Annotated in this window: 1 protein-coding gene; it reads right to left on the bottom strand. The window is 75.0% G+C overall.

Features of this window, described 5'->3' with window-relative positions; translation table 11 throughout:
* Positions 1–54: 54 nt before the first annotated feature.
* Positions 55–25,284, bottom strand: coding sequence for an EndoU domain-containing protein (locus ACIPSE_RS13570; protein ID WP_401661652.1), 25,230 nt, complete (start codon positions 25,282–25,284; stop codon positions 55–57).
* Between the last annotated feature and the right edge of the window lie 5 nt (positions 25,285–25,289).

Raw genomic sequence — 25,289 nt, 5'->3', positions numbered from 1 at the left:
CCGTCGGCACCGCGGGGACCGACGACTGGGCGTCGGCATCAACTCGGTTGTAGGTCAAGGGAGTTCACCAGCGGCCGGTAGATCGTAGTGGATCGGCCGAGGCGGTGCGTCCCGCAGCTCTTCGGGAAGGAGGTCGGGCCGTTCCGCCACCAGTTCCAGCAACTCCTCTTCGCTCATGCCGAGTTCTCCGAGCGCGATGCCGTGGTCCGGGACGAGCGCCCAGGTCGCGTCGGCGGCCGGGGAACGGTACGTCCGTCCCCGGACGTCCTCCTGCCGCACGATGACGGCCGACAACTCGGCCGCGGACAGCGGTCCGGCAGGTTCCCGCTCCGTCCGCCCGACGGCGACGGCCGGGGTGTGGTCCTCCCCGGGACCGGCGGCCGGGGTGGCGTTGGCGGTGGGGCGGGCCAAGAGGTACTCGCGGCCCCTGCGGTACAGGACGGGGCCGCCGTCCTCACCGGCTCCGGCGGCCGGGGTGTGGGTCGTGGCCGTGCCGTCCTCGCCGACGACCGTGACCGGAGTGCCGATGATCTCCGCCGCCCTGAGGGCGGTCTCCCGCTCATGGTCCCGGTCGCCGGGGCGGATCGACGCCGTGGTGTCGAGGACCCGGGCCCGGTGCTCCTCGCTCAGGCCGGGCACCCCCGCGACCAGGGCGGGGCCGAAGCCGTTCCCGTCGGCAGCCGGGGGCACCAGCGTGTACCGGGTCCCGTCCGGGGCGGCCAGCTCCGTACCGGCCCCGGTCACCACGGGACGCCAGCCGGAGGGGTTGTCCGCCCAGGGGGATGCCGGGTACGCGGGCCGGAGCGGCTCAGCGGACGTCACAGGTGGCGCAGGCTCCGCCGGGTCGGCCGGGACGGGCAGGTTGGGCTGGGGCAGCACCGTGCCGAGGGGAAGGGCCGCCTGGAAGCGCCGGTCCGCGAGCCGCACGACCACCCGGCCGGACCCGGGCGTCCCGTCGCCCGTCGCCGCCGGGGCGTACTCGTCGTAGGCGCCGTTCTCGTGGATCACCGTGACGCGGACACCGAAGGTCCGGGCGGCGAGGGCGGGAAGGAGGTCCGCCGCGCCGTGGTCGCGGCCCGTGTCACCGGACACGCCCCCGGGCCGGGTGAGCTGGGCGGCGGCGAGCGTGGCGCGCTGGGCGGCGGTGAGGCGGGCGTGCAGCGGCATCCGGCCGGAGTCGTCGAACTCCCGGCGCTCGGCGGTGCCCTCGGCGAAGTCGACGCCACCGGAGCGGAGTTCAGCGGCGTCGAAGGAGTCCCCGGTGTCGGGCGAGGTGAAGTCGAGCAGGTCGGCGTTGGCGGGGTCGGTCAGCGCGGAGGCAAGCAGGCCGCGCAGCCCTGTGATGGTGGCCGCGCGGTCCGTCGTGTCCACCCGGTCGGCCAGGGCGTCGGGGGCCACCCGGTGCAGCCCTTCGGTCAGCGCGTGCAGGAAGCCGTCCCCGTCGGCGGGCACGTCGTAGAGGGCGTACGGCCGGCCCTCGGGTGACTCCAGTACGTCGGTGGTGCCGGCGAGCCGGGTGAATCGCGGGGCGGGGGTGGCGGCTGGGGTGCCGGTGGCGGCGGGCCGGTGGGTCACGGGCGGGGGTTCGGGCAGGCCTCGGCGGGTCTCCGGTTCCCCGTTGGAGGCCGGTTCGGCGGGCAGGCGGTGCCAGTGGGTGAGCCGGTCGGCCGCCGCCCGCACCCGGTGCAGTTCGGCGGCGGCGTCCTCGGCCGCCGCGAGCAGCGCCGACAGTTCCGTGTCCTGGCGGCGGACGGCGGCGGCCGGTCCGGCGGGCGGGGCGGTGTCGCCCAGGGCGCGGCGGCGGGACCAGTACGCCGTGTCGGCGGCGGCCCAGGCCCTGTCGGCCGCGACGACCGCGTCCCAGGCGTCCGCGACCCGCCGCGGGAAGGTGGTGTCGTCGAGCAGACCCCAGGCGCGGGCGGTCCGTTCGTCGATCACGGCGAGGAGGCGGGCGGAGGTCTCGACGGCACGGGTGCCGGTGGTCCGGCCGAAGACGGTGCGCCGCTCGACGTCGGCGACCCCGAGCCAGTCGGTGGGCAGCGCGAAGACGAAGGCGCGCCCGGTGGTCTTCACGGTGGTCTGGAATCCGTCGCCGCCGGAACCGGCGGTCCGCTCGCCCCGGACCGCGCCGGGTCCCGCGGCGGCGGCGCTCACCGCGGCGGTGCCGACGGGGGCGGCGTCCAGGACCGGCTGGCCGCCGAGGGCGCCGTCGATCCCGGAGACTCGGCCCGTCGAGGCGGACCGGGAGCCGGTGACGCGTTCGGCGGTCTCCATCGCGGAGTCGGCGAAGACGGCGAGGAGTTCGGCGCGGCCGAGGTCGGGCCGGGCGTAGAGGCGGTAATCGCCGTGGGTGGTGCCGTCCTCGCCGGTCAGCGCGGGCACCTGGTAGCCGTCGGGGCCGCCGCTGTCGGCGAGGAAGGCGGACAGGGCGGCGTCGCCGAGCGCGTTGTCCAGGGCCAGGGCCGATCCGGTGCCCGGCACCGCGAGCCCGGTCCGGCGGGCGCCGGCCACCGCGGCGGCCAGCGCGTCCCCGGTCAGCGCGGACTCGGGCCTTGCTGACCTGGGTGCCGCTGCCGTACCGCCGGCGGTGGCCAGGGCGAGGGCGGCGGCGTCGCGCAGGGTGCCCAGGCCCTCGATCCGGCGCGGGTGGAAGCCGGCCGCCGGTGTCCGCAGCGGCCCGGTCGTCCCGTCGGGCAGCGGCACCGAGCGCCAGGCGTCGATGGCCGCCCGCGTGGCCGCCCCAGGCGCCCACAGGGTCACCGGCGCCACGGGCGTGACGGCTGCTGATGGAAGGGCCGGGGCGGTGTCCGGGACGGCCAGGCTGAGCGGGAGCAGCTCGCGCAGGGTGCCCACGTCGCCGCGCAGGGAGGCGAGTTCGGTGCCGTCGGCCTGTTCGAGACCGAGCGCCAGCGTGTAGCGGGTGCGGGTCACGGCGTACGACTCGCGGGGGATGAAGGTGCGGCGCACGGTGACCGAGCGGGTGCGGGTGGCGGACTCGGTGCGCGAGCGGGTCCCCGTCCCCGAGTACGGCGTGCGCACCGCGGTCAGGTTGCCCGCGCCCGTGGCGAGTGCGTGGGTCACCGCCGGGCCCGCGGAGCGCCCCGTGGTCCGGGAGGTGACGTCGGCCTCGGTGGTGGAGGCGATCCGGCTGTCCTCGATCGCCGCGTCGTGGTCGATGCCGCGGAACTCCCGCTCGGCGGGTTCGAGGCGCAGCCGGAGAACCCCGGCCCGGCTGCGCAGCCGGGCCTCGGCGAAGGAACCGCCGAGGCGGGCCCGCGCGGTCGTGCCCGCGGGGTCGGTCAGCTGGTCCAGCAGGGCGCGCAGGGCGCGTGGGGTGACCAGGGCGCGCAGGTGCCGCCGGTCGTCCGCGTCCACCCCGGCGGCCCGCAGCCGCAGGTCGAAGGCCGCCAGTACGGCACCGGCGTCCAGGGAGTTGACGGCGTACGACCCGAAGGGCAGCCGCTGTGACCAGTCGGCGCGCCGCCAGGTCCGCGCGTCGTAGCGCGGCACCTCGCCGAGTCCGTCGTCGAGGAGGCCGAGCCGGTGCGCCGCCTTGAGCGGGAGGTGGGCGAGGTGACCGGCCGGGACGGTGATCCGGAAGCCCTCCGGGGCGCCGGTGGCGAACAGCGCGGCGATCCCGCCGAGCGGCCCCGCGGGGGTCACCCGGCCCGCGATGTCGTGCACGGCGTCGGTGCTGACGAGGAGTTTGGGGCTGCCGTCGTCGAGGTTGGTGTCCGTGGTGACGGTGCGGGTGACCGCCGTGGCGCCGGTGCGTGAGCGGGATGCGCCGAGCTGGACCCCGGCCAGGGTGACCACGTCGGTCACGCCCCAGGAGGCGGAGTCCCGGGCGCCGACGTTGAGGCCGACGGCCTGGGTCGTGCCGTCGGCCGACGAGCCGCCGAAGCGCCGGGCCAGGCCGTAGCCGGACTCGCTGCCCATCGGGGCGGCCGGGGCGATCACCTGAGGGCGGGTGAGCCGCAGCCGGTGCCCGACCTCGGCGACCCGGTGGCGGAGCACTCCCCCGGCGAAGAGGTCGAGCCGCCCGCCGAACCCGGTCGTACGGTCGACGCCGGAGGTCAGGGAGTGCGCCTGGAAGAACCGGGTCAGGGCCTCGTGGGGCAGGGCTCCGGTGCGGGTGAAATGCCAGGACGCGCCGCTCAGCGCGGCGAGGACGTCCTCGGCGGCCCGGGCCAGCCGGTCGGGCGCGGCCACGGCGATCGTCTGCACGAACTCTTCGCCGAAGACACCGGATGCCCGCCCGGCGGCATCGACGGTCCCGGCCCCGGCATCGGCGTCACCGGGGCGGCTGTCGCCTTCGGCGGCGGGGGCCTGCGCGGGTTCGCCCGCCAGGACCGCCGCCGCCTGCTCGCGGGTCAGCGCGTACGCCTCCCCCGGGGTGGGGGACGGCTGTCCGGGCGCCTGGGCCGGGGTGTGCGCGTCGGGCACCGCCAACAGCACCCGGCCCACGAGCGGTGCGCCCGCCGCGCCCCCGACCAGGTCGATGGTGTGCTCGGGACCGCTGCCCAGCACGCCCAGGGAAGCCAGCCGCAGCCCGGTGCGCGCCCGGCTGAAGCGGTGCAGGACCGCGGTCAGGGCGATCCGGTAGCTGTGCAGGTGGGAGGGGCCGGGACTGGCGGCGAGCTGCTCGGCCGAGGCCGTGCCCCCGAAGTACGTCTCCCGGCCGCCGCCCCATCCGGCGGACGGCCCCAGGGTGGCGTGGGTGGGGTTGGGCCCGTCGCCGCGCAGGGACATGCCGAGCCCCACCGTGCCGGAACGGGTCGTGGCGAGGCTGGACTCGGCGCGTTCGGCGCCCGGGTTGCTGCTGCGGAGCATCAGGTCGTTGTCGGTGCCCTCGTAGCGCCGCCCGGTGAGCGTGCCGTGGATCCGCAGCGTCACCCGGGTGTGGTGGAACAGGCCGGACGGCGCCTCCAGCGGGACGCTGATCCCGGTCGTGGTGAGGACCGCGAGGTCGGCGGCGAGGGCGTGGTGCGAGAGGGCGTCCATGACCCGCAGGGTGTTGCGGAGCGCCATGGCGTGGTCGTGGATCCCGCTCCGGCGGGCCGCGGCGGCGTCGCCCAGTTCCGTGAAGGGTGCCAACAGCCCGGGGTGCCGTTCGGCGGCGGCCCGCAGCACACCGTCGGTGAACCCGACGAGCAGCCCGCCGTCTGCGACGCCGCCACCGTCGTGGCCGTCGTCGTGGGTGAACGCCTCCGTGCGGCTCATGCCCAGCAGGGCGGGCCGGTCGTCGGCGAGGTACGCGGGCGGGTGCGGGGGGTGCGCGGCGCGCAGGGCGGTGCCGTCGTCCCACCCGGCCAGGCGGCGGGCCTCGCCGACGGTCATCCGGTCCAGGCTCCAGGTGTCGAACCGGCGCGCCTCGGTCCAGCCGGTCCTGCGGACCAGGACGGTCTTGCGCACCAGGTAGAGCGCCGTGGGCACGCCCTTGGCCCGGCCGACGCTCCTGAGGCCGCCCGACCCACCGAGCCCGATGCCGTACGTCAGTCCCCGGTCGGCGCCCGCCGAGAGCCCGAGGGCGGCGCTGCCCACGGTGCCCAGGGACGCGGCGGGTCCGACGGTGACGCTCGCGCCCCGGGTGGCGGACCGGGACACCGTCCACTCGTTGCCCGCGGTGTGCTGGACGGCGGACCGCAGCTCGACGGCCTCGCTGTCGGAGATCCGTACGGCCTCACCGGGGACGGTCCCTTCCACGGTGAACGCCCCGAGCACCGCGCCGGTGGCGTCGGTGAGCACTCCGGTGCTGACGCCGCCACGGGCCAGGGCGTCCGCCGACCGCTCGAACGCGCCGGTGCCGAAGAACTCGGTGAGCCGCCGGTGGGCGGGGTCCCCGGGTACGACGCCCAGCTCCTCGGCGAGGGCGTCTCGGACATGGCGGAGCGGGCCGTAGCCCTCGGTGTGCACGAGGCGGTAGTCGACGCCCGCGTCCATCAGCATCCGCTCCGGGGCCCGGCCGGCCGGGTCCGTCGCACGCGCCGGGCGGGACGCGGGGTCGGCCGTGAGGCTGTCGGGGAGCCGGACCAGCAGGCCGTTCCGGACCGCGATGCCGAGCGCTGCGCGGCCCTCCGGAGGCGCGCCGGGTCCGGTCACCGTGAACTCGTAGTGGACGTCGGCCAGATGGGGGTGGGAGGGCTCCGAGAAGCGCGACTCGACCTGGCCGGTCGTCTGGTCGGCGAGGTCGGCCCGGTGCGCCCGGGTCACCCCGCCGCTGAGGGTGCCGCCCGCGACGCCGCTGAGGGTGCCGGGCGCGGTCAGGTTGACTCCGACCGTGAGCCGGACGCCGGTGCTCGCCGTGCCGCCCCAGGTGGTGCCGAGGTCGCCCCGGTGAGCGGTGTCGGTCTTCACCGGGGTGCCCGGCAGGTCCGTGAACCGCTCCCAGCCGCCGTACGGGCGGGTGGTCACCCGGAGGACCAGGGGGGCGCCCGCGGGGCCGAAGGAGGAGGTCTCGTAACCGTCGCCGTGGAAGTCGCGCGGGGTGTCGGCGAGCGCCGCCCGCAGGTCGTCCAGGGCCGCCGCGAGTCCGGGAACGGTCGCGGGGTCGCCGTCGCCGTACCGGTCGCCGAGCCAGGCGGCGGCCCGGTCCACGGCCAGGTCGGCGCCGGGCAGCCGGACGGTGTCGTGCCCGTGGCCGGTGCCGCCGGGCCCGCCGGACGGCAAGCCGCCCGGGGAGCCGTCGAGGAAGCCGGTCAGGTGCTCCGGCAGCACCGTGCCGTCGGCGAAGCGGATCCGGGCGGAGGCGGGCGCGGGCGGGGGCAGGGAGGCGTCCAGACGGGGCGGGCGGTGCAGGCGGAGCGCCTCCTCGACGCTCGTCAGGCCGGGGCCCCAGCCGCCGTCGGGGGCGGGGGCGGCTGCCGCGCCTGTGGTGACGGCGGACCGCTCGCCCGCAGGGGCGGACGGGGTGGATCCGACAGGGGCGGACCGGGGGACGGGGTGGAGGTCGGCCACCTTGCCGTCCTCCAGGACGACGTCCAGCGTGAAGCCCGCGAGAGTGTGGCGCAGGGTGCGGGAACCGGAGACGTCACCACCGGCGCCGCTCTCCCGGGTCACCGCCTGGTAGGCGGCGAACCGGAGGTCGTCCGCGGTCCACGCGGCGGGGAAGGCGCCCTCGGGGTAGGCGGTGCGCGGTGCGCCCTCGGCCCACACCGCGTCGGCGCGCGAGCGGAAGAACTCCGTCAGTCGCCGGCCCTCCCCCGCCGGGGCGTTCCGGTCCGCGGGGTCGGGCACGGTGAGCCGCATGTCCTCGTCGGCCGGCAGCGCGAGGGCGTCGGCGAGGGCCGCCAGGGCTTTCGGCGAACCGTCGGTCAGCCAGCGGTCGGCGGGGACTGCTGTGGTGGTGGCAGCGGCGGTCTCGACGCCGGGGTCGGTGCCGGGGTCGGCGGCCCAGGTGAGGGCGAGGGGCAGGAAGTGTTCGGTGTCCGGGGTCACGCCCAGGGCGAGGACCAGGCTTTCGAGGCTCCGCGTCCGCTCGTCGTCGTCCGCGAACATCCCCGGCCACAGGGGCACGAACAGGGGGGAGTCCAGCTCCTCCGGGTCGGGTTCCAGGGACAGGCGTACGGGGGGAGCGCCCGGGATCCGTCCGATCGGGCCGTGGGCCTCGGCCGCCAGCTCAGTCAACCGACCCCAGAGGGCGTCCCGTTCCTCCGGAATCAGGGCGTCGTCGGCGGAGACGGGGACACGGACGGTGAAGTGGAGACCGCGCCGCCCGTCGGCGAACAGCTCGACCCGGTAGGAGAACGGGCTGTGCTGCCACCAGCCGTCCGCGCCCGTCCCCGGGACCGCGGTGTCCTCGGTGACGGCGACCGGCGGCTCGGTGGGCCAGTCCGGCCAGGGCTGGTCGGCGGTGGGCCGGTAGACGAGGTGGGTGCCCGCGATCCCCGGCGCCGGAGGCAGCCCGTCCGGCCCGCGGGAGGCCGGACCGTCCTGGACCAGTCCTTCGGCCCAGACGCCGTACGGCCCCTGCCCCACCCAGTGGTAGACCCGGCCGTCCCCGAGCGGCCGTACCGACCCGGTGGCGACGGCGTACGCGTGGGCGTACTCGACGGCGTCGAGCACGTGGTGGGGCTGCCACTGACTGGGGAACAAGGTGTGCCGCCCGCCGTCGCGGTGCCGCACCAGCCGGGAGGGGAGCGCGGCCAGGGGGTCGGTGACCTTCACGCCGGGCTCCAGGAGGTACACCTCGGCGCGGAAGGTGCCGTTGGAGTGCGGCGCGGTCGGCGGGCCCGCCCACAGCCCGTGGTCGCGCAGGACCACCGCGTCGGCCCACTGGTGAACCCCGGTCCGGGTCCGTCGGTCGCCGAACCGGGCGAGGTCCTCGGCCCGGCGGCCGAAGAGGGGATCGGGGAAACCGGCGGCCTCCGAATCCTCCGGGTCCGCCACAGCTTCCGGGTCCGCCGGGCCCTCGGGGCTGTCGGGGTCCTCGGAGGAAGGGCTCACGGGCGCGGGGGCCGGGGGTACATGGCCTGGATCGGGCCCAGGTGCGGGGGCGGTGGGCACCGGCTGGCTGTCGGCGGGCCGGAAGGAGCGGAACACTCCCCCGCTCAGCCGCCCCTCGATCCGCACCCCGGCGTACTCGCCGACCCAGTCGTAGACGCCGCGCCCGCTGTCGACCGGGACGACCCCGCCGGTGCGGAGCGCGTGCAGCCAGGCCTGCTCGGCGGCGTACACGGCGTCGTCCTCGGTCCAGTGCGCGGGGAACATCGTCAGCCCCGGGTCGCCACCGGGCGCCCGGGCGGGCACGAAGACGTCACCGGCGTCCCGGAGGGTACGGACCGACGTGCCGCCCAGGAGCGGCGCCGACCCCTCGTAACGGGCCCGGTAGGTGCCGTTGGCGTTCCTGCCGCCCGGCACCTCGACCGGCCGCGCCCGCTGGACGCCGGTGGACGGGGCGAGCAGGGCGCCGACCCCGGTGCCCCGCTGTCCGTGGAGCGCCCGGCCCCGCACGTCCAGGGAGAAACGGGCCCGCTCCGGAAGCCCGTCGGCACGGGAGCCGACTGGAGTGGCCGTGTCCGGCGTGCCGGGGACGGCGGGGGTGGCGGTGTCGGCCGGCTCCGGGCGTGTCGCACGTGGTGAACCGAGCGCGGTCCCGGCGGCGGAGCCGATCTGCCGGAGGTGGCGCGGCGGGACCCAGTTGCGTCCCGCGGCGACGCCGAGCCCGGCGACGGAGTCCGCGAAGTCGACCAACTGGCGTCCGCGCCGGTCCAGTTGCACGGGACCGCTCATGAGCGCTTGGTCGTCGTAGACGATCCTGCCGTTGTCCGGGCCCTCCCGGTACTCGTCCTCCAGGCCGAGCAGATGCCCGACCTCGTGCGCCATCACGTCGGCCGGGGTGTCGGCGGTCCACCGGTCGCGGTCGAAGCGGTCGGCGTCGACCACCAGGGCGACCGTGTGATGGGCGTCCCCCTGATCGCGCACGAAGTCCAGGTCGACCCGCAGCAGACTCCCGTCGGGCAGCCGGGAGGACGTGTCGAAGTGGGCCTCCACACCGGCCCGGGCCCGCTCGGCCAGCTCCCGCACCTGCTCGGGCGCGACACCCGACCCGTCCTCGGCGCGCTGGACGTCGAAGAAGATCCGGACCACGGCACGGGTCCCGGTGTCCCCGCCGGGCAGCGTGTACCGCCGGGCCTCGAACCGCCTGAGCCGCAGCGCCCACAGGAAGGATCCCGGCCGCAGGGCCTGCCCCGCGAGCGGCAGCACCTCGGCCCGCGCCGTCTCCACCCCGCCGGGGAACCCCGTCGGATCGAGCGCGGACAGGCCGTCACCCCACCAGGAGCCGGCCGGGGCCACAGGGGCGGGCGAGGTCGTACCGCCGTCGCCGATTCCGTCTCCGGACAGGTCCTCGCCGTCGGACAACGTCATCGGGGCCCGACGCGGCTGGACATCACCGGGATACGGCGGAGGCGGCAACGGCACATCACCCGCCCCGGGACCACCCGGGTACGGCGGAGGCGGCGGCACGGGATCACCCGCACCACCGGGATACGCCGGAGGCGGAGGCAGCACATCGCCGACCGCGGAACCACCCGGGTACGGCGGGGGCGGTGGAGGCGGGGGCTCTGCCGAGGGGTGGGTGAGCCTGCCGTCCGGGAGGCGGGTCGCGAGGACGACGCCGGTGATCTGGTGGTCCCGCACCGTGACGCCCAGCGGGGTGCCGAACAAGTGGCCGAAGTGGGTGACCGTCAGTGGGTCGTCCGGGTCCGGCTCGCTGTACCGGGGTGAGCGGGCGATCCGGAAGGCCCCGGCGTCGAGGAGCACCCGGGTCCACTGCCGGGGGAAGCCACGCGGCACCCCACGGGCACGCCGGAACGCCGGGTGGAGGCTCAGCTCAGCGGGGCTCTCCAGCTCACGGTCGGCGCCGGGGAGGGAGAGCCGCAGCGGGACGTCCCGTGCCAGCGGATCGGCCAGCCGCAAGGCCTCACCGACGGCGTCCGGGTCCATGCCCGGCTCCGGCTGCCAGGCGTCGTCGTCGGGGATCAGGCGGCGGTGGTTCGCCAGGAGCCGGTTCAGTGCCTCGGGTTCGGCGCGGAACCCCGCGAACTCCGCCAGCTGCCGGTCGAGCCGCTCCGGGTCGAAAGCGCCCGACGCGGGAGCGGCGATCACCTGGTGGGCGGTCGCGGGGTCCTGGACGAGTTCCACGCGAAGCCGCACCAGCGGTTCGCCGTCCGCCCTGCGCGGGGAACCGTACGCCCGTTCCGTCTCGGCCAGGAGCGTCCCGGCGAAGCGGTCGGCGTCGGCGCCGGTCAGCCCGGTCACATGGATCCTCCGGACGACCTCGACCCCCAGCTGCCCCCGGTCGAGGAGGACCACCCGCCGGGTGAAGCGCACGACCGTCCTGCCGCCCCGGGTGATCCTCTCCTCGCGCGAGGGCCCGGCCGCGACCGGCGTCTCGGCGGGCCAGCTCCGGTAGGGCTGCACCGGGGTGGGGCGGTGGGCGATCTGGCGTCCGTCCCGGACCTCGCCGACGATCCTGACCCCGGCGGCCTCGCCGACCCAGCGGTAGCCGGCGGCCCCGGTCCGCTCGACCGTGTCCGCCGCCAGCGCGGCCTCGTGGGCGCGCATCACGGCCTCCGCCACCCAGGAGGACGGCCAGTGGGCGGGGTACATGGTGTGCTCGCCCTCGTCCGCGTGGGGCTTCCAGGCAACCGGTGAGGGGGCCGGGTCGTCACCGCCCGCGTCCGGGGCGGGGTCCGGCGCCGGGTCCGGGCCGAGGAACCAGACGGCGGCCGGGTAGGTGCCGTTGTCGAACCGCTCTCCCCGCGTGACCCGCAGGCCGTACCGGGCCGTCGCGTCGGGGTCCGCGGCGGGCAGGTGGTAGGCGCCCGTCGCGGTGACCGGGTCCCCGGCGCCGGTGGCCGTCTCCAGGCCCTCCGCGAAGGCGGGGCCGAGGGCCAGCGGCTCGTTCCACAGGGCCCGCGGCGCGGCCGACGCGGGGTCGGGCTCGCGCAGGGTGGTGGGCTGCTCCAGGGGGTGGGCAAGAGCGTGCGCCCGGTCGACTACCGCCCGGCGCTCTGCGCTCGTCGCGGTCCAGTCCTCCCGCTGTACGGGAGTGAGGCGCCGGGTGAGCGCCGCGAGCCCCGCCCGGTCGGCGGCGATCCCGGTGAACTCCGCGGAACGGGCGCGCAGTTCCTCCCGGGTCAGGGGCACCGGGCCGGGGTCGACCACCCGGTGGGCCCGCTCGGCGTCGTCGGTGAACTCCACCAGCAGCCGCACCAGGGGAGCGCCGTCGGCCCGGCCCGCCATGGCGGTCCCCGTGGACGCCACGCTGGGAAGCTGGTTCCTCAGTTCCCGGCCCGCCTCGGTGTCCGCGGTGTACAGCCGCACCCACAGGGTGACACCGACCTGGCCGTGGTCGAACAGTTCCCACCGGTGGTCGAAAGCGGCGTCCTCCGCCTCCGTGGCCGTCCGCATCTCGGTGACCGCGACCGGCGGCGTCTGCGGCCAGCGGCGCTGGGGCTGGCCCGGCGTGGGGCGGTGGGCGACATGCTGCCCGTCGCGGACGAGGCCCTCCATCCGGATCCTGTTCCGCTCCCCGACCCAGCGGCGGGTCCGGCCGTCCGCCGAGTCCGTGCAGGAACCGGCCTCGACCGCGTTCGCGTAGGCGCGCCGGACCGTGTCCGCGAGTTCCTGGCCGGTCCAGCCCAGGGGGAACATGACATGGTCCGTTCCGTCCACATGCGTCCGCCAGCCGAGCGGGAAGACGCCGTGGGGGTCCCGGCGCCGGTCGTCCGGGTCGAAGAACGAGACCGAGGCCGGGTAGGTGCCGTTGGGATGTGCCTTGCCGCGGACGACCCGCAGCCCGTGGAAACCCTCCTGGCCCGGACGCGGCTCCAGATACGCGCCGGTACGGGTGCGCCGGTCGCCGTACCGGGTGACGTCCTCGACCAGCCGGCCGAAGCCGGGACCGTCCTTCCGGGCGGGTTGCGACGGTGTCGGCAGGTAGGCGGGGGCGGGGGTGTCCGGCTGGGTGGCGGAGGGCCGGAAGGAGGTGACCCGGTCGCCCCGGGTCTCCCCCTCGACCCGTACCCCGCCGTACTCGCCGGTCCAGCGGTGGCCGCCGGGGAACGCGGTGACAGAGGCGCCGTCCTCGCCTCGCAGGGCCTGGAGGTAGGCCTGTTCGGCGGCGTAGACCGCGTCGTCCTCGGTCCAGTGCTCGGGGAACATCATCAGGCCCGGTGCCGGATCAGGGGTCGCGCCCGTCCGCAGTTCTCCCGCCACCGAGGACAGCAGGATCCCGGACGCCGGCCTGTCCTCCGCTCCCGGATACGTCGCCCGGAAGGTCCCGTTCTCCTTGCGCGTGCCGGAGATCTCGATCGGCCGGACCCGGGCCGACAGCCCCGCCGGCGGCAACGAGCCGCCCGTGCCCGCGGTGCCGTGGAGCATGTCCTGACGGGTCTCCAGGGTGATCCGGGCCCGCGGGGGCAGTCCGTCCGCGCGCCGGGGCTCCTCCACCGTCACCACCGAGTCGTCCGCCCGCAGCGCCGGCCGGCCGTACGCCTCCTCGACGGCCGCGCCGATCTGCCGCAGGTGACGCGGCGGGATCCAGTTGCGGCCGCCGCCCGTGCCGTGCGCGTGGTCCGTGTCGATCTGCGGTCTGCCCTCGGCGTCGACCGGAACCGGATTGGCCATCAGCGCCCCGTCCAGATGGATGGCACGGAGATCGGGGGAGGCGCCCTCGCGGTACTCGTCGGGCAGGCCCAGGAGGTGGCCGGTCTCATGGGCGAGCACTGTGGGAGCTGTGTCGAGCGCCCAGTTCTGATGGTTCTCCCGCAGGGGCCCGCCGTGCACTTCCACGACATGGTGGGCGGCGCCGGGCTCGGCGACGAACTCCAGGTCGACCCGGAGCAGATCCCCGTTCGGCAGCCGCGAACCACCGTTGTACAGCTGGTCGACCGCGGTCCGTGCCCGGTCGGCCAGATCCCTCAGCCGGTCGCCCGGCAGCGTCTCGCCGAGGTTCACGGGGGCCAGGTGGATACGTACGGTGGCCCTGGTGCCGAAGCCGCCGGACGGCAACGCGTAACGCCGTGCCCGGTACCGCTGCACTTCGGCCACGTCCAGGAAGCTGGGCAGATCCGCCCCGGGCATGCGCGGGGCCCGTACCTCGGCGTCGGCCCGCGCCGGGGTGTCGGTCCCGGGCCAGCCCGGGAGCGCCTCCAGGGTCCGGCCCCACCAGAACGGACCCGGCCCGGCGGTCTCGGCGGGCTCCGTGGTCGCTGTCGCCTCGGGGGTGCCTGTGGTCTCCGTTGCCTCGTTGGTATTGGTCGCCTCGGTGGTATCCGTTGCTTCTGCTGTCCCGGTGGTCTCCGTGTCGTTCGGGCGCGGGATGTCGGCGGGAGCGTCCACGGGACGTGACCGGGCCGGGCCTTCCGGCACCGTCATGGAACTCCATCGCGGAGCGGGCTGCGCGCCCTCCCCCGGGCCGGACTCCGGGAGGGGCGAGTCCCCGACGAGGAGACCGTCGAGTTCGGCACCGGTCAGCTCCATCGGCTCCGGGACTTCGGCGGCGGCCGGCTCGGCCTGTGCCCTCCGGGGCACGGGCCGTGCCTCCGTCGCCGGCTCCATCCCGGACAGGATCCTCAGAGCCGTGCGGAACGAGGGGTCATTGCGCTTCTTGACGTAGTTCATGACCGTGCTCACCGAAACACCCAGCCACTCCTGCACAGCCGGGCCGCCCCTGGCCTTGCGGAGGGCGCGGAGCGCGTCCGCGAACTGGTCCCGGGTCTGCGCGACCTGGGCGTACGTCCACCGCCGCAGCTCCACGGGAACCAATCCCTCGTCCACCCGCCGGGCGGCCCAGTGGACCCGGAAAGCGGCCTGGAAGTCGACGTGCGACAAGGAAGACGAGAAGGAGTTCAGCTCGGACTTGGTGACGCCGAGGACGCGTTCGACCCCGTCCGTCGTCAGAACCTCCTCGAGACGTGCCGCGTCCCGCACCAGCGAAGCCAGGTCCGGAAGGCCTCGCGCACCGAACAGCGCGGCCACTCCTGGAGGCGGGACGACGTCGGTGCCCGCGTCACCGCCGGGAGTCCCCTCGGCCGTGTCGAGGGGCGCTCCGGTCTCCCCGTGCTCGGCCGGGGCGGTGTCCGCGTCCATGTCCACGTCCGCGTTCATGTCCTCGCCCATGTCCACGTCCGGGTACGCGTCCAGGTCGAGATACATGCCCATGTCGAGGTCCGTGCCCATGGCCGCGTCCGTGCCGAGGGCAACGGCGGTGGCCTGGCCGGGGCGCCCCGCCTGGCCGGTGATGTCCGCAGACACGTCCCCGGCCCTCCGCACGCCGTCCCCGGGCCGACCGGCCTCCGCCTCCGCCTCGGCCTCGGCGGTACGGAGCAGGTGGGCCTGGTGCCGGATCCGCGCCTCGACGGCGATCGGCGGACGGGACGCGGACCCTCGTTTCTGGTACGTCCGCACCATGCCGGCCGGTGCACCGGTCTCCCGGATCACCCAGTCGCGCCCCCGTCTGCGCAGCAGGAACTTCAGGTCATGGACCATGCGCTCGCGCGTCAGCCCCATGTGCGCGGCGACAGCGGTCGAGAGGGCGCCCTCCCGCAGTCCGGCCGCCACTTCCCGGGCGGCCCAGTACACCTCGTGGGCACCCTGTGGCCGCCTGGTGACGGCGAGCCGCTCGCTGAATCTCTGGAGCAGCACCGTGGACGCCCGCAGCCAGGACCCCACCCTCGGGTCGGCCCAATGGGACAGCAGGAAGACCGCGTCCGCCCGCAGCGAGGCCGTCGTCGGGATGTCGTACGGCGTACGGAACGTCGGATCGTACAGTCCTTCGGGGAGGTCCGCGTCGGCGTCGTCCATGGGGTGGTCGCCGGCCTGGCCTTCGCCCGCCGGTCCGTCCGGCAGGAAGCCGCCGCCGGTGACCGCTGCCGTCCGCGCCCCGGTGCCCTGCGGGTCCCCGGGGCCGTACCGCAGTACGTCCACGGCGTCGACCATGCGTCCGACGTGCTCGGCCGTGGGCTCGCCCGGGTCTGCGCCGGTGGCCTCGGCGGTGCCGAGCGGCAGCCCGGCCAGGCCGCCCGCCTCCGTGTCCCCCAGGTGGGTCCGCAGGAGGTCCAGGTTCTCCGTCACCAGGTCACGGGTCTCGTCGAGCCTGACCGCTGCCCAGTCGGCGAGCGCGTCGGAGCGCATCTCCAGTTCGACCCCACGGGCGGCCCAGAACACGCCGTACCCGACACCGAGGGGCTGCGACAGACCACCACCGTCCAGGAGACCTCTCACCACATCCACGGGGGAACCGGTCGCGCGCTCGATCTCCGAGGCGTCCAGGGTGCTCAGCAGCAGAGCGGCGTCGGCGGCCATCCGCTCAGCGGACGGCACCCCGGCCGGACCCCAGAGCGGAATCCCCGTCCCCACGGTCCCGTCCTCGCTCACGCTCCCGGCCTCGCTGCCGGTCCTGGTCCCGGTCTCGGCGGAGCCGGCCCCCCGGGTCGGGGTGGCCGCCCTCGACGAGGCGACGGGGCTCGGCGGGACGGACCGGGGACCATCGGCCAACAGGTCGAGGAGGAGGTCGAGATCGTCACTGGTGAAGGCGTTGTCGCCGAAGTGGCGCGGACTTTGCGCGTCCTGCGGTCCGGGAACGGGAACAGCCGTACCGGAGGACACCCGATCCAGCCGGATCCGCTCTGCCGCCATCTCCGCCGCGACACCGGCGGCGGTGCTCAGCGAGGGGAACCTGCCGGGGTGGAAACTCCTCTCCAGGGCCTGCCAGGTGACGCCGATCCGGTGGACGATCTCCTCCTGCCGCTCGGGCGGCAGGATCATCAGCAGATCCAGGTCGACACGGAGCCGGGCCATGGAGATCGCGAGCTGTGTGTCCACCCAGCTCCGGAGCCAGCGCCCTGAGAACCCTCGTCCCATGCCCTCGGCGGCCCAGAAGATCCGCATGGCCCGCTCGAACCCGACCCGGCCCGGCGTCAGACCGGACAGCCCGGCCACCTGTCGTTCGCTCACACCGACGGTCGCCGGGATGGCGGGGTTCTCCCTCAGGACGAACTCGGCGGCGGCCAGCATCCGTTCCGTCGACGGAATCCCGTGCTCAGGCGGCGCGAAGCCGCCCCCGACCGCACCAGGTTCCGACTCTCCCGCGTCCTCGGCCTCCGTGAACAGGGCCAGGGCCTCCAGGTCCTCCGGCAGGAGGGCGACGGGGCTCGGCGCCGGTTGGGGGAGGCCGTCCGGGCCGATCGTGGAGTAGTCGACGGCGGGCGCGCTGTCTCGGCCCGTCCGGTCCTCTCTGCCACGCCCGGCATCCCCCGGGCCATGACCCCGTTCGTGGAAGTACGGCCGCAACACGTCCGCGATCTGCCGCAGATGGCCGTCCGTCAGCGTGAAGTGCTGCGCGTCCGGGGCGGTGAAGCGGCCCATCAGGCTCGACTGCCCCAGCCGCAGGACCTGTTCGTCCCGGCCGACCGGCGTCAGCAGCACCTCACCAGGCGTCTCGTCGTCCCGCACCCCCAGCCCGTGCACGACCTCGTGCACGTACGCCGCCGGATGCACTTTCGTGAACCACACGTCCTGACGCATCTCCCGCCCGTCAGGAGACTCGGACCGCACCGTCACCGCGGTGTCCGCACCCGACGCGTCGCCCTCGACGAACTCCACCGCCACCGCCAGGCGCGGCCCCTCGCCCCTGTCCGACAGCGACGGCAACCGGTGCCGACGGTCGTTGACCAGCGTCTCCAACTGACCCGCCAGCCCCGCGCGGAGAGCCTCGACCTCCTTCTCCCGCACGCCGGCCTCCGGCAGCAACGCCACCCGACGGGTCAGACGCACCACGCCTCGCCCCGGACCGTCCCCGTCCGGGAACAGCTCCCAGCCGTACCCCACCTCCGTCCGCTCACCCGAGTCCGCACCCTCGGGCCGCACGACCTTGCGACCGCCCTCTGAGTCCTCGACGAACGCGAACGCGTTGTCGAAGGGGAGCCAGCGGTCCGTCCCCACCCGACCCGACGCCGACACCTCACCCGCGGGATCGGAAGCCCGCCTGTGCACGTCCACTGCGTCGGCCATGACGTCGGCCGGGTTCGCGAACCCGGACCCGGGCTCTCCCGTCAGTGCCGGGGCCGTGTCCCCGGAACCGGCGGGCACCTCCCCACCGGCAAGTCGCTGCTCCTCGTACCAGGTGAGGAACATCTCCTGGTCCTCGGCGGACAGGACGCCGACCTCCGCCGCGGTCGCGTCGATCCCGTCGCGGACCGCCTCCACCAGTGTCCGCGTCGAGCGGTACGTGGGACGCCGACCGCCCGCCAGCCACCGGTTGACAGTGACCCGGGTCACCTGGAACAGGGCTGCCACACCGGGGGTCTTCAGCCGCGCATGGAGCACGCGCAGGGAGGCGAGGAGCGTCTCGTGCGTATCCTCGACCATGTCCTCGACGAACTGGCGCAGTTGGTCACCCGACAGATCCCACTCCATGCCCCGGACCGCCCAGAAGGTCCCGAAGGCGAGCTGGAAATGCGGGTCCTCGTCCTTCCGTTGGGCAAGGAGCGCCAGATGCCCGAGGGTCGTCCCGTTCCCGAACATCGTGACGTCGAAGTCCGGCAGTGCCAGCAGATCGGCGGCGTCCCGGGCCAACTGGTCCAGGGAAGGGAGCCCGTTCGGGTCCAGCGTCGTCGTGGCGGGCTCGGCGGCGTCGACGAGGTCCAGCAGGTCCGTCAGAGCGTGCGGGTCCAGATCGTCCCGTTCCAAGGCGTCCACGTCCATCGGATCCCCGGCACCCGCGAGGGTGTTCAGGTCACTCCGGCCGCCCCAGCCGCTCCGGCCGCCCTGGTCGTCCCGGTCTCCCTGGTCGTCCCGGCCGCCCGGGAACTCCCCCACCGGCTCCTGCACGAGCGGGACATAGTCGTTGAGCCACTGCTCGACGTCCGACGGGTCGATCCCGTCGGCCAGGCCGGCCGTGACGCCGTCCGCCCCGATCCCGCCCATGTCGACATCGCCGTCCGGCAGACTCCACGGCGCCGCCTCGGCAGTCGAGGGCCGCTGGAGCCGGGACGGGGGCAGCTCCTCCAGCAGACGGGCCTGCCTCCTGGCCCGGAGCCCGGTCTCCAGGGCGGGCGTCCTCGTACCGTCCAGGTAGCGGGGGACCGTACGCTCATGCACCTTGAGCAGGGCGGCGATCCTGCCGTGCCCCATACGCAGGGTCTCGCTCATGTACCGCAGGTCGGCGGCCAGTTGGGTCATCGCCTGCTCGACCGCGGTGGTGACCTCCTCCGCCAGCCGCTCGCCCCGCAGTCCCTGCCGCGCCAGCCGCGCACCCCAGAAGACCGCCAGCCCGGACCTCAGACGCGGATGCCGGAGATGCCTGCCCATCATGGCCGTCACCGACCGGGAGCCGATGTGGGGCCACCCGTCGATCTCCTCGGCACCCACCGCCTTCAGGAGGCTCTCGGCGTCCGCCGCCAGCTTCTCGATCAGTGAATCGGCGTAGGCATCGGCCGGTCCGACGGGAGCGGGTGTCGCGGGCCCTTCCATGTCCACATCCATCGCCCCGCCGTCCCCCGCGTCCCCGGCATCGGCCCCCTGGGCCTGCTGGGCCTGCTGGGCCTGCTGGGACTCGGGCACCGAGGGTGCGGCGGGAGCCGGGGCAGCCGGAGGGGCAGGAGGAGCGGTCGTCGTCACGGCTCGGGTGCGCAAGTCGTCCGCCGCCCGCTTCGCACGGACAGCGACGACGTACAAGGGCTCGACGAGGCCCCTGCGGTAGTGGTCGAACGCGGTCGGCGTCACCTCCAGCCGTCCGGCCGCCTCCATCAGGGGAAGTCCGTCCAGCAGGCGGAGGTCCGCTGCGAGGGCAGCCATGGAGTCCCGGACCTCCTCCCCCACCGCGGCCCTGAGCTCGGCACCGCGCAGCCCGTCCGCCACCCTCCGCGCGGTCCCCTGGATCGTGAACCCCTGGCGGGCGGACGGCCGCCACACCCGCTGGTCGGACGCCCGCTCGACCACCTCGGCGCCCAGCAGGCCCCACCTGTCCGCCTCCGTCCACGCCATGTCCTTGATCAGGGCACGTGCCGTCCTTCGGAGTTCGTACACCGCCGCCTGGGTCTCGGCTCTGGTGCGGGCGGTGTCCGGACCGTCGAGCGAACCGTCGGCAGCCTCGGAGTGCCACCCCTCGTTGAACCGCACGGACCCGCTCAGCTCCAGGACCTTCCTGACGTACTCCCGAGCCGGAACGCCACCGCCGAACCATCGCCGCAGGGTGCCCCCGGTGGTCCCCAGCCGGTGCGCCAGGATCTCCGTGCCCGGCGCAAGACCCTCCAGAGTGGCCAACTCGCTCTGGAACACAGCCAGGGACCGGCCCGTCGAGGTGTTCACCAACCGGGCGAGATCCCGGCCGTCCAACCCCGCCCGCAGACCCGACGCACCCCAGTACAGCCGGAGTCCGGTCTCCAGTTCCGACTTCTCTGCGCCCCCCGTCCTGGTCAGCTTCCGTATCCGGTCACGGGTGATGCCGGTCAGGAACTGCGTCTCCACATGGGTCAGTCGGCCCAGTACGAAGCTGGCGTCGGCCTTGATCCGGGCGACCGTCGGCACCAGCGGCACGTCCTGGCCCGCACCGGCCCCGGTGACCACCGCTCCGGTCTCCGAAGTCGCCAGGACCGCCGTGTCGTCCTGGGCCGCCTGGGCTGTCGTGGCGTTCCGGGCCGCCGGGACAGCCCGGTGGTCGACCGCGGGCGCGATGTCGGGGTCCGCGACGGTGATACGGGGGCGAGTCCGGCGGGCGGGCTGCCCGGCTGTGGGATCGGCGGCCGTGCCGGTGGCCGTCACGGTGGCGGCGGGCGTGGCTCCTGCCTCCGGTGTTTCCCCTGCCGGGGTCGTTCCTTCGGCTGGGGCCATTCCCTCGGCCGGGGCCGTCGCCGCCTCCGTCACCTCCGTCACCGCTGTCCCCTCCGTCGCGACTGGCTGCGGCGGTGTGTCGGTCAGGACGGTGACATCGGCGATCAGGCCGTTCTCCACGGTCACCTCCAGGTACGTCTTCTGGAAGGTGCCGCGCAGGACCTCCGTCCCGCTGTGCTTGGACGGCCGCCCGGCGCGGGCCAGTTCGGGGAAGGCGGACTGGGCGACCCGGAAGGCGCCGTGCCGCAGGTCGCCGACGGTCCAGCCGTCGGGCAGCGTGCCCTCGGGCGGGGCGGTGCGTGGGGCGCCGGGCGCGAAGGAGGCGGCGTTGCGCGTGGCCGACCTGTCGGCCCGGGTGACGACGGGAACGTCCGGCACCCCGGCGGCCGTGAGCCCGGGGTCGAGCAGGGTGGTGGGCCGGGAGAGAAGGTCGGCCCTGGCGAGCGCCGCCTCGACCACGCCGTCCCTCTGGCCGGTGCCCGTGCCAGGGCCCGTGAGGTGCCAGCCGGCGGGACCGGCCGGGGCTGCACGGCCCAGGGTGCGGGCGACATTCCTGGCGGCGGTGCTCTCCGGGTCGATGCCGAGCAGGAGCGTCAGATAGTCGTCGGGGTCCTCGGCGTCCATCAGTGTGTCGGCGTCGATGATCCGGTGGGCGTCCTGGGGCCGGTCGGTGAAGGAGAACGCGTAGCGGACCAGCGGGGCCCGGTCGGGGCGGTCGAGATCGCCGTAACGCTCGTCCAGTTGTTCCTGGAGGACCTGGTGGACGCCGTCGAAGGCGTCGGGCGCGTCGGCCGGGGCCCGGAGGTGGATGCGAGCGGTGAGCGTCAGTCCCCGCTGGCCGTCGGCGAACAGCGCGTGGGTCACCTCGAAGCGGTGGCGGGCCGCCCATCCGTCGACCGGGTCGGTGACGGCCACCGGGCTCTCGGCGGGCCACCGGAGGCGGGGCTGTTCGGCGACGGGGCGGAAGACGACATGGTGGCCGTCGCGCACCAGGCCCTCGATCCGGACGCCGCGCTGTTCACCGACCCAGTGGTAGGCGGAGCCTTCGGCCAGCGGGCGGATGTCACCGGCCAAGAGCGCGGCGTCGTGTGCCTGTCCGACGGCCTCGATGAGGGTGCGCGCGTGCCATCTCCTGGGGAACATGACATGCCGTTCCCCGTCCCGGTGCAGGCGCCAGCGGCTGGGCAGGCCGACCAGGGGGGACGAGGTGCGCAGCCCGGATTCGAGGAACCAGACACTCGCCCGGTAGGTGCCGTTCTCGTGCCCTTGCCCGCTCTCGACGTGAAGACCGTACGTCTGCTCCGGGTGGTCGGTGCCACCGGTCTTCAGGTGGTGCACGCCCGAGCGGGTGGCCCGGTCCCCGTAGCGGACGACGCTCTCGGCGCGACGGCTGATCTGAGGACCGTCCGAAGGCCGGGTGCCGGGCGGGGGTTCCGGCATGTAGTCGGGCGCGGGCTCGTCGGGCTGGCTGTCGGAGGGGCGGAAGCCGGTGAAGGCGCCGTGCCGCAGCTCGCCCTCGATCCGGACGCCGCCGTACTCCCCCGTCCAGGTGTGGACGCCGCTCTCGCCCGGCACGGGGGTCACCGTGCCGCTCCACAGGGCGTCGAGATAGGACTGCTCGGCGGCGTAGACGGCGTCGTCCTCGGTCCAGTAGGCCGGGAACATCATCCGGCCCGGCTCCACGGCCCGCTCCCCGGCCAGCAGGTCACCGGCCAGAGGGTGGCTGACCTCGACCCGGCGCGGAGCCGGGGTGTCACCGGGGTGGACCGCCCGGTAGGTGCCGTTGGCGTTCTCCGTGCCCTCCAGCACCTCGGGCCGGACCCGGCGGGACACCCCCGTGGGGGCGAGCAGTCCGCCGACTGCGGGGGTGCCGACGCCGTACAGGACCCGTTGTCTGACGTCGAGGGGGAACAGAGCCCGGGAGGGCAGGCCGTCGGCGCGGACCTGGCCCACCGAGTGGACGACCTCGCCGTCACTGGCGAGCCGAGCCGTCGCCAGGGCGCCTTCGGCGGCCGAACCGATCTCCCGCAGATGGCGGGGCGGGATCCACCAGCGGCCCTCGGCCTCGGTCACGATCGCGCGCAGGGCCGGGTAGTCGGCGTCGATGTCGGGGCGCCCGTTGTCGTCCACCATCGACGGACCGTCCATCAGGGCGCCGTCGGTGTAGACGGGGTACATGGCGTACTCGTCCTGGCTGCGGTACTCGTCGGCCAGACCCAGCAGGTGCCCGGCCTCATGGGCGATGGTCTCGTCCTTCGACGCCAGCGACCAGTTCTCGAAGTCCTCGTCCACCTCCCGGTGCACGGTGACCGTGTGGTGGGCGCGCGCCGGGTCGGTGACGAACTCCAGGTCGAACTGGAACAGGTCCCCGTTGGGCAGCCGGGAGCCGAGGTTGTAGTAGGCGTCCACTGCCTCCTGGGCCCGCTCCGCCAACACCGCGAGCTCACCGTCGGTGACAGGCGCCTCGTCCGGGGACGCCCCGGGGACCAGCCGCAGACGGACCACGGCCCGGGTGGCCGCCAGCTCCCCGGGCAGCAGATACCGCCGCACCTCGAAACGCCGTATGTCCCCGGCATCCAGGGACCGCTGCCGGGCGTCCGGGGTCACCTCCCCCGCTCCGGTCTCCACGCCGCCCGCGAGCACCGTCCGATCGAGCGGCGGCCGGTCGAGCCCCTCCCAGACAACGGTCTCCCCGGCCTCACTCGCCTCACTGCTGTCGGCTTCGCTGCTGTCACCGGCCTCGCTGCCGCTTGCCTCGCTGGTACTGGCTTCGCTGGTGTTACTGGCTTGCCTGCTGTCGCTTGCCTCGCTGCCGCCTGCCTCACCGGCCGTGCCGACGGTGGCCGGAGCCGACTGCGCGATGGCCGGGGCCGGGTCGGCGGCGTCCTCATCCGACGGCCGCACCCGGGCGGTACGCCGGGCAGCGGTGGCGGGAGTGGCCTGGTGAGCGGTGTCCCCGGGGGTGCTGCCGGTCGTGGGGGTGCCGGTCGCCGGGGTGACGGTCGCTCTCGCCGGGTTCTCCGCCGGGGTGGGGGCCTGGGTGGGGGCGACCGCAGCGGCGGTCACGGCGGTGGGGCCGCTCCCGGTCGGCAGGGAAGCGGCGGCGGCCGGGACCGCGATCGCCGGGATGGCGGTGCCCGGGGCCGTCGAATCCTGCGGCACCTCACCGTCGGGCACGGCGTCAGCCTGGACCGGGGCGACGGATTCCCCGTCGACGGTCTCGGCACCGGCCCCGGTACCGGTACCGAACGCCGTACCGGGCTCGGCCTCGGTCTCCTGGTCGGCGGGTGCCGTGGCCGTCCCGGTCTTGGCCGGGGTGGACGCGGGGGCCGCCGCGGGGACCGTGGCGGGGGTGGCGACACCGGGCATGGAAGGGACCGACGAGGCCGTCACCGGTACGGCGACGGGGGTGGCGGCGTCGGAGACGGGACCGGGGTCGGAGGCGGGGGCGGGGGCGGGGGCGGGGGCGGTGCCCGCGCTCGCCGTACCGACCGGGGTCGCCTGGGCCACCGTGGTCGTCCCCGAGTCGGTGTGCGGGTCGGTGTCCGAACCGCCGTCAGGTACGTCACCCCCGGACAGCGTGACGACCGGCGTCGGAACGGCCGGGTCGCCGACCGCCACCGGCGTCACCGGACCTGGGGTCACTGTCGCCGGGGTCGTCGGGGTCGCCGTGGGGTTCGTCGCCGGGTCGTCGGGAGCCGTGGCCGAGGGCGTGGTGTCATCGACGGGATCGTCACCGTCGCCGGGGTCGGTGGAGACCGTCGGGACCGTGGACCCGGTCGGCAGTGTCGGGAACAGCACCCCGTTGAGGGCGAGTCCGGTGCCCTGCGCCCCGCTCATCAGGCCCTCGTTGACCTTGCCGCTGACGCCCGCGCCGATGAACGTGTCCCAGGTGGTGGTCCAGTTGCCCGTGAACAGCCCGCCGCCGACGATCTCGGCCAGCGCCTCCGAGCCGCCCTCGACGACGAACCCGCCGCTCCCGTCGACGATCCGGCCGGCCGTGGAGGGCCGCCCCTCCGGAACCACCGGGACGGCGCCCGGGACCACCGTGTCCCCGGCGCGCCGCGTGGCCGCGCCGGTCTCCGGCACCGTCGTACCGGTCGTACCCGTCGTGTTCGTCGAACGCGAGCTGTCCGGAACGGTGTTGGGGGTGGCGCCCGGGACCGTGTCGGTGTCGCGGCCCACCTTGGTGGCGACGTCCTGGGCCAGGTCCTTGGTGACCGGGACGTCCTTCGCCGCGTTCCGCACCGCGTCGCCGACCCGTGCACCCGCCCCCGCCATACCGCCCATGAAGGCGGCGGCGAGCCCGCCGAACACGGCGTCGCGCGCGAGGTCGCCCCAGTCGAAGTCGTGGAAGCTCTGCTCGCCGGACGTGAACGCGATCATCCCGAGCCGCACGATGAACGACTGGAGCGCCTCCTCGAACGCCTCGCTGAGGATGGGCAGCAGATGCGTACGGCGGATCAGGGTGTCCAGGACGGTCAGCACCACCACCCGGCTGCGGGCCTTGGCGAGCGCGATCCGGCCCGCGCTCGCGCCCCCGCTGAACACCGACAGCGCCAGGACCACCAGCAGTTCGACCATCAGCCGGATGACCTCGGCGATGATCTGCCACTTGGATTCCATGATGTTGTACGAGGTCTTCACCCGGTTGTCCGCGACCTGGTCGACCTGGGTCGCGAACTGCCGGAGGTAGTTGGTCCCCCCGTCGTCCACGAACATCCGCATCGCGGTGCGGTAGTTGTCGCCGACCCGCTGGGGCAGGCCCCGGCTGGCATGGACGATCGAGTCCTCGATGGCGTCCGACAAACCCCGCAGGTCCTGCGCCAGTTGGCGGTAGGGACCGTGACTGGTGCGTGCGAGGTCCTCGTTCGCCTGGATCAGCCGTTCACCGATCAGCACGAACAGGAGGTTGTTGACGGACTTCGAGGCCTGGATCGCCATACCGG

This window comes from Streptomyces sp. NPDC090106, assembly GCF_044747265.1.
GTDB lineage: Bacteria > Actinomycetota > Actinomycetes > Streptomycetales > Streptomycetaceae > Streptomyces.
The sequence above is the reverse complement of the archived record's forward strand: the minus strand, read 5'-3'. Positions and strand labels throughout refer to the sequence as shown.

Excerpts from the sequence above, each read along its gene's own strand:
- ACIPSE_RS13570 (WP_401661652.1), bottom strand. The coding sequence starts at position 25,284 with ATGGCGATCCAGGCCTCGAAGTCCGTCAACAACCTCCTGTTCGTGCTG.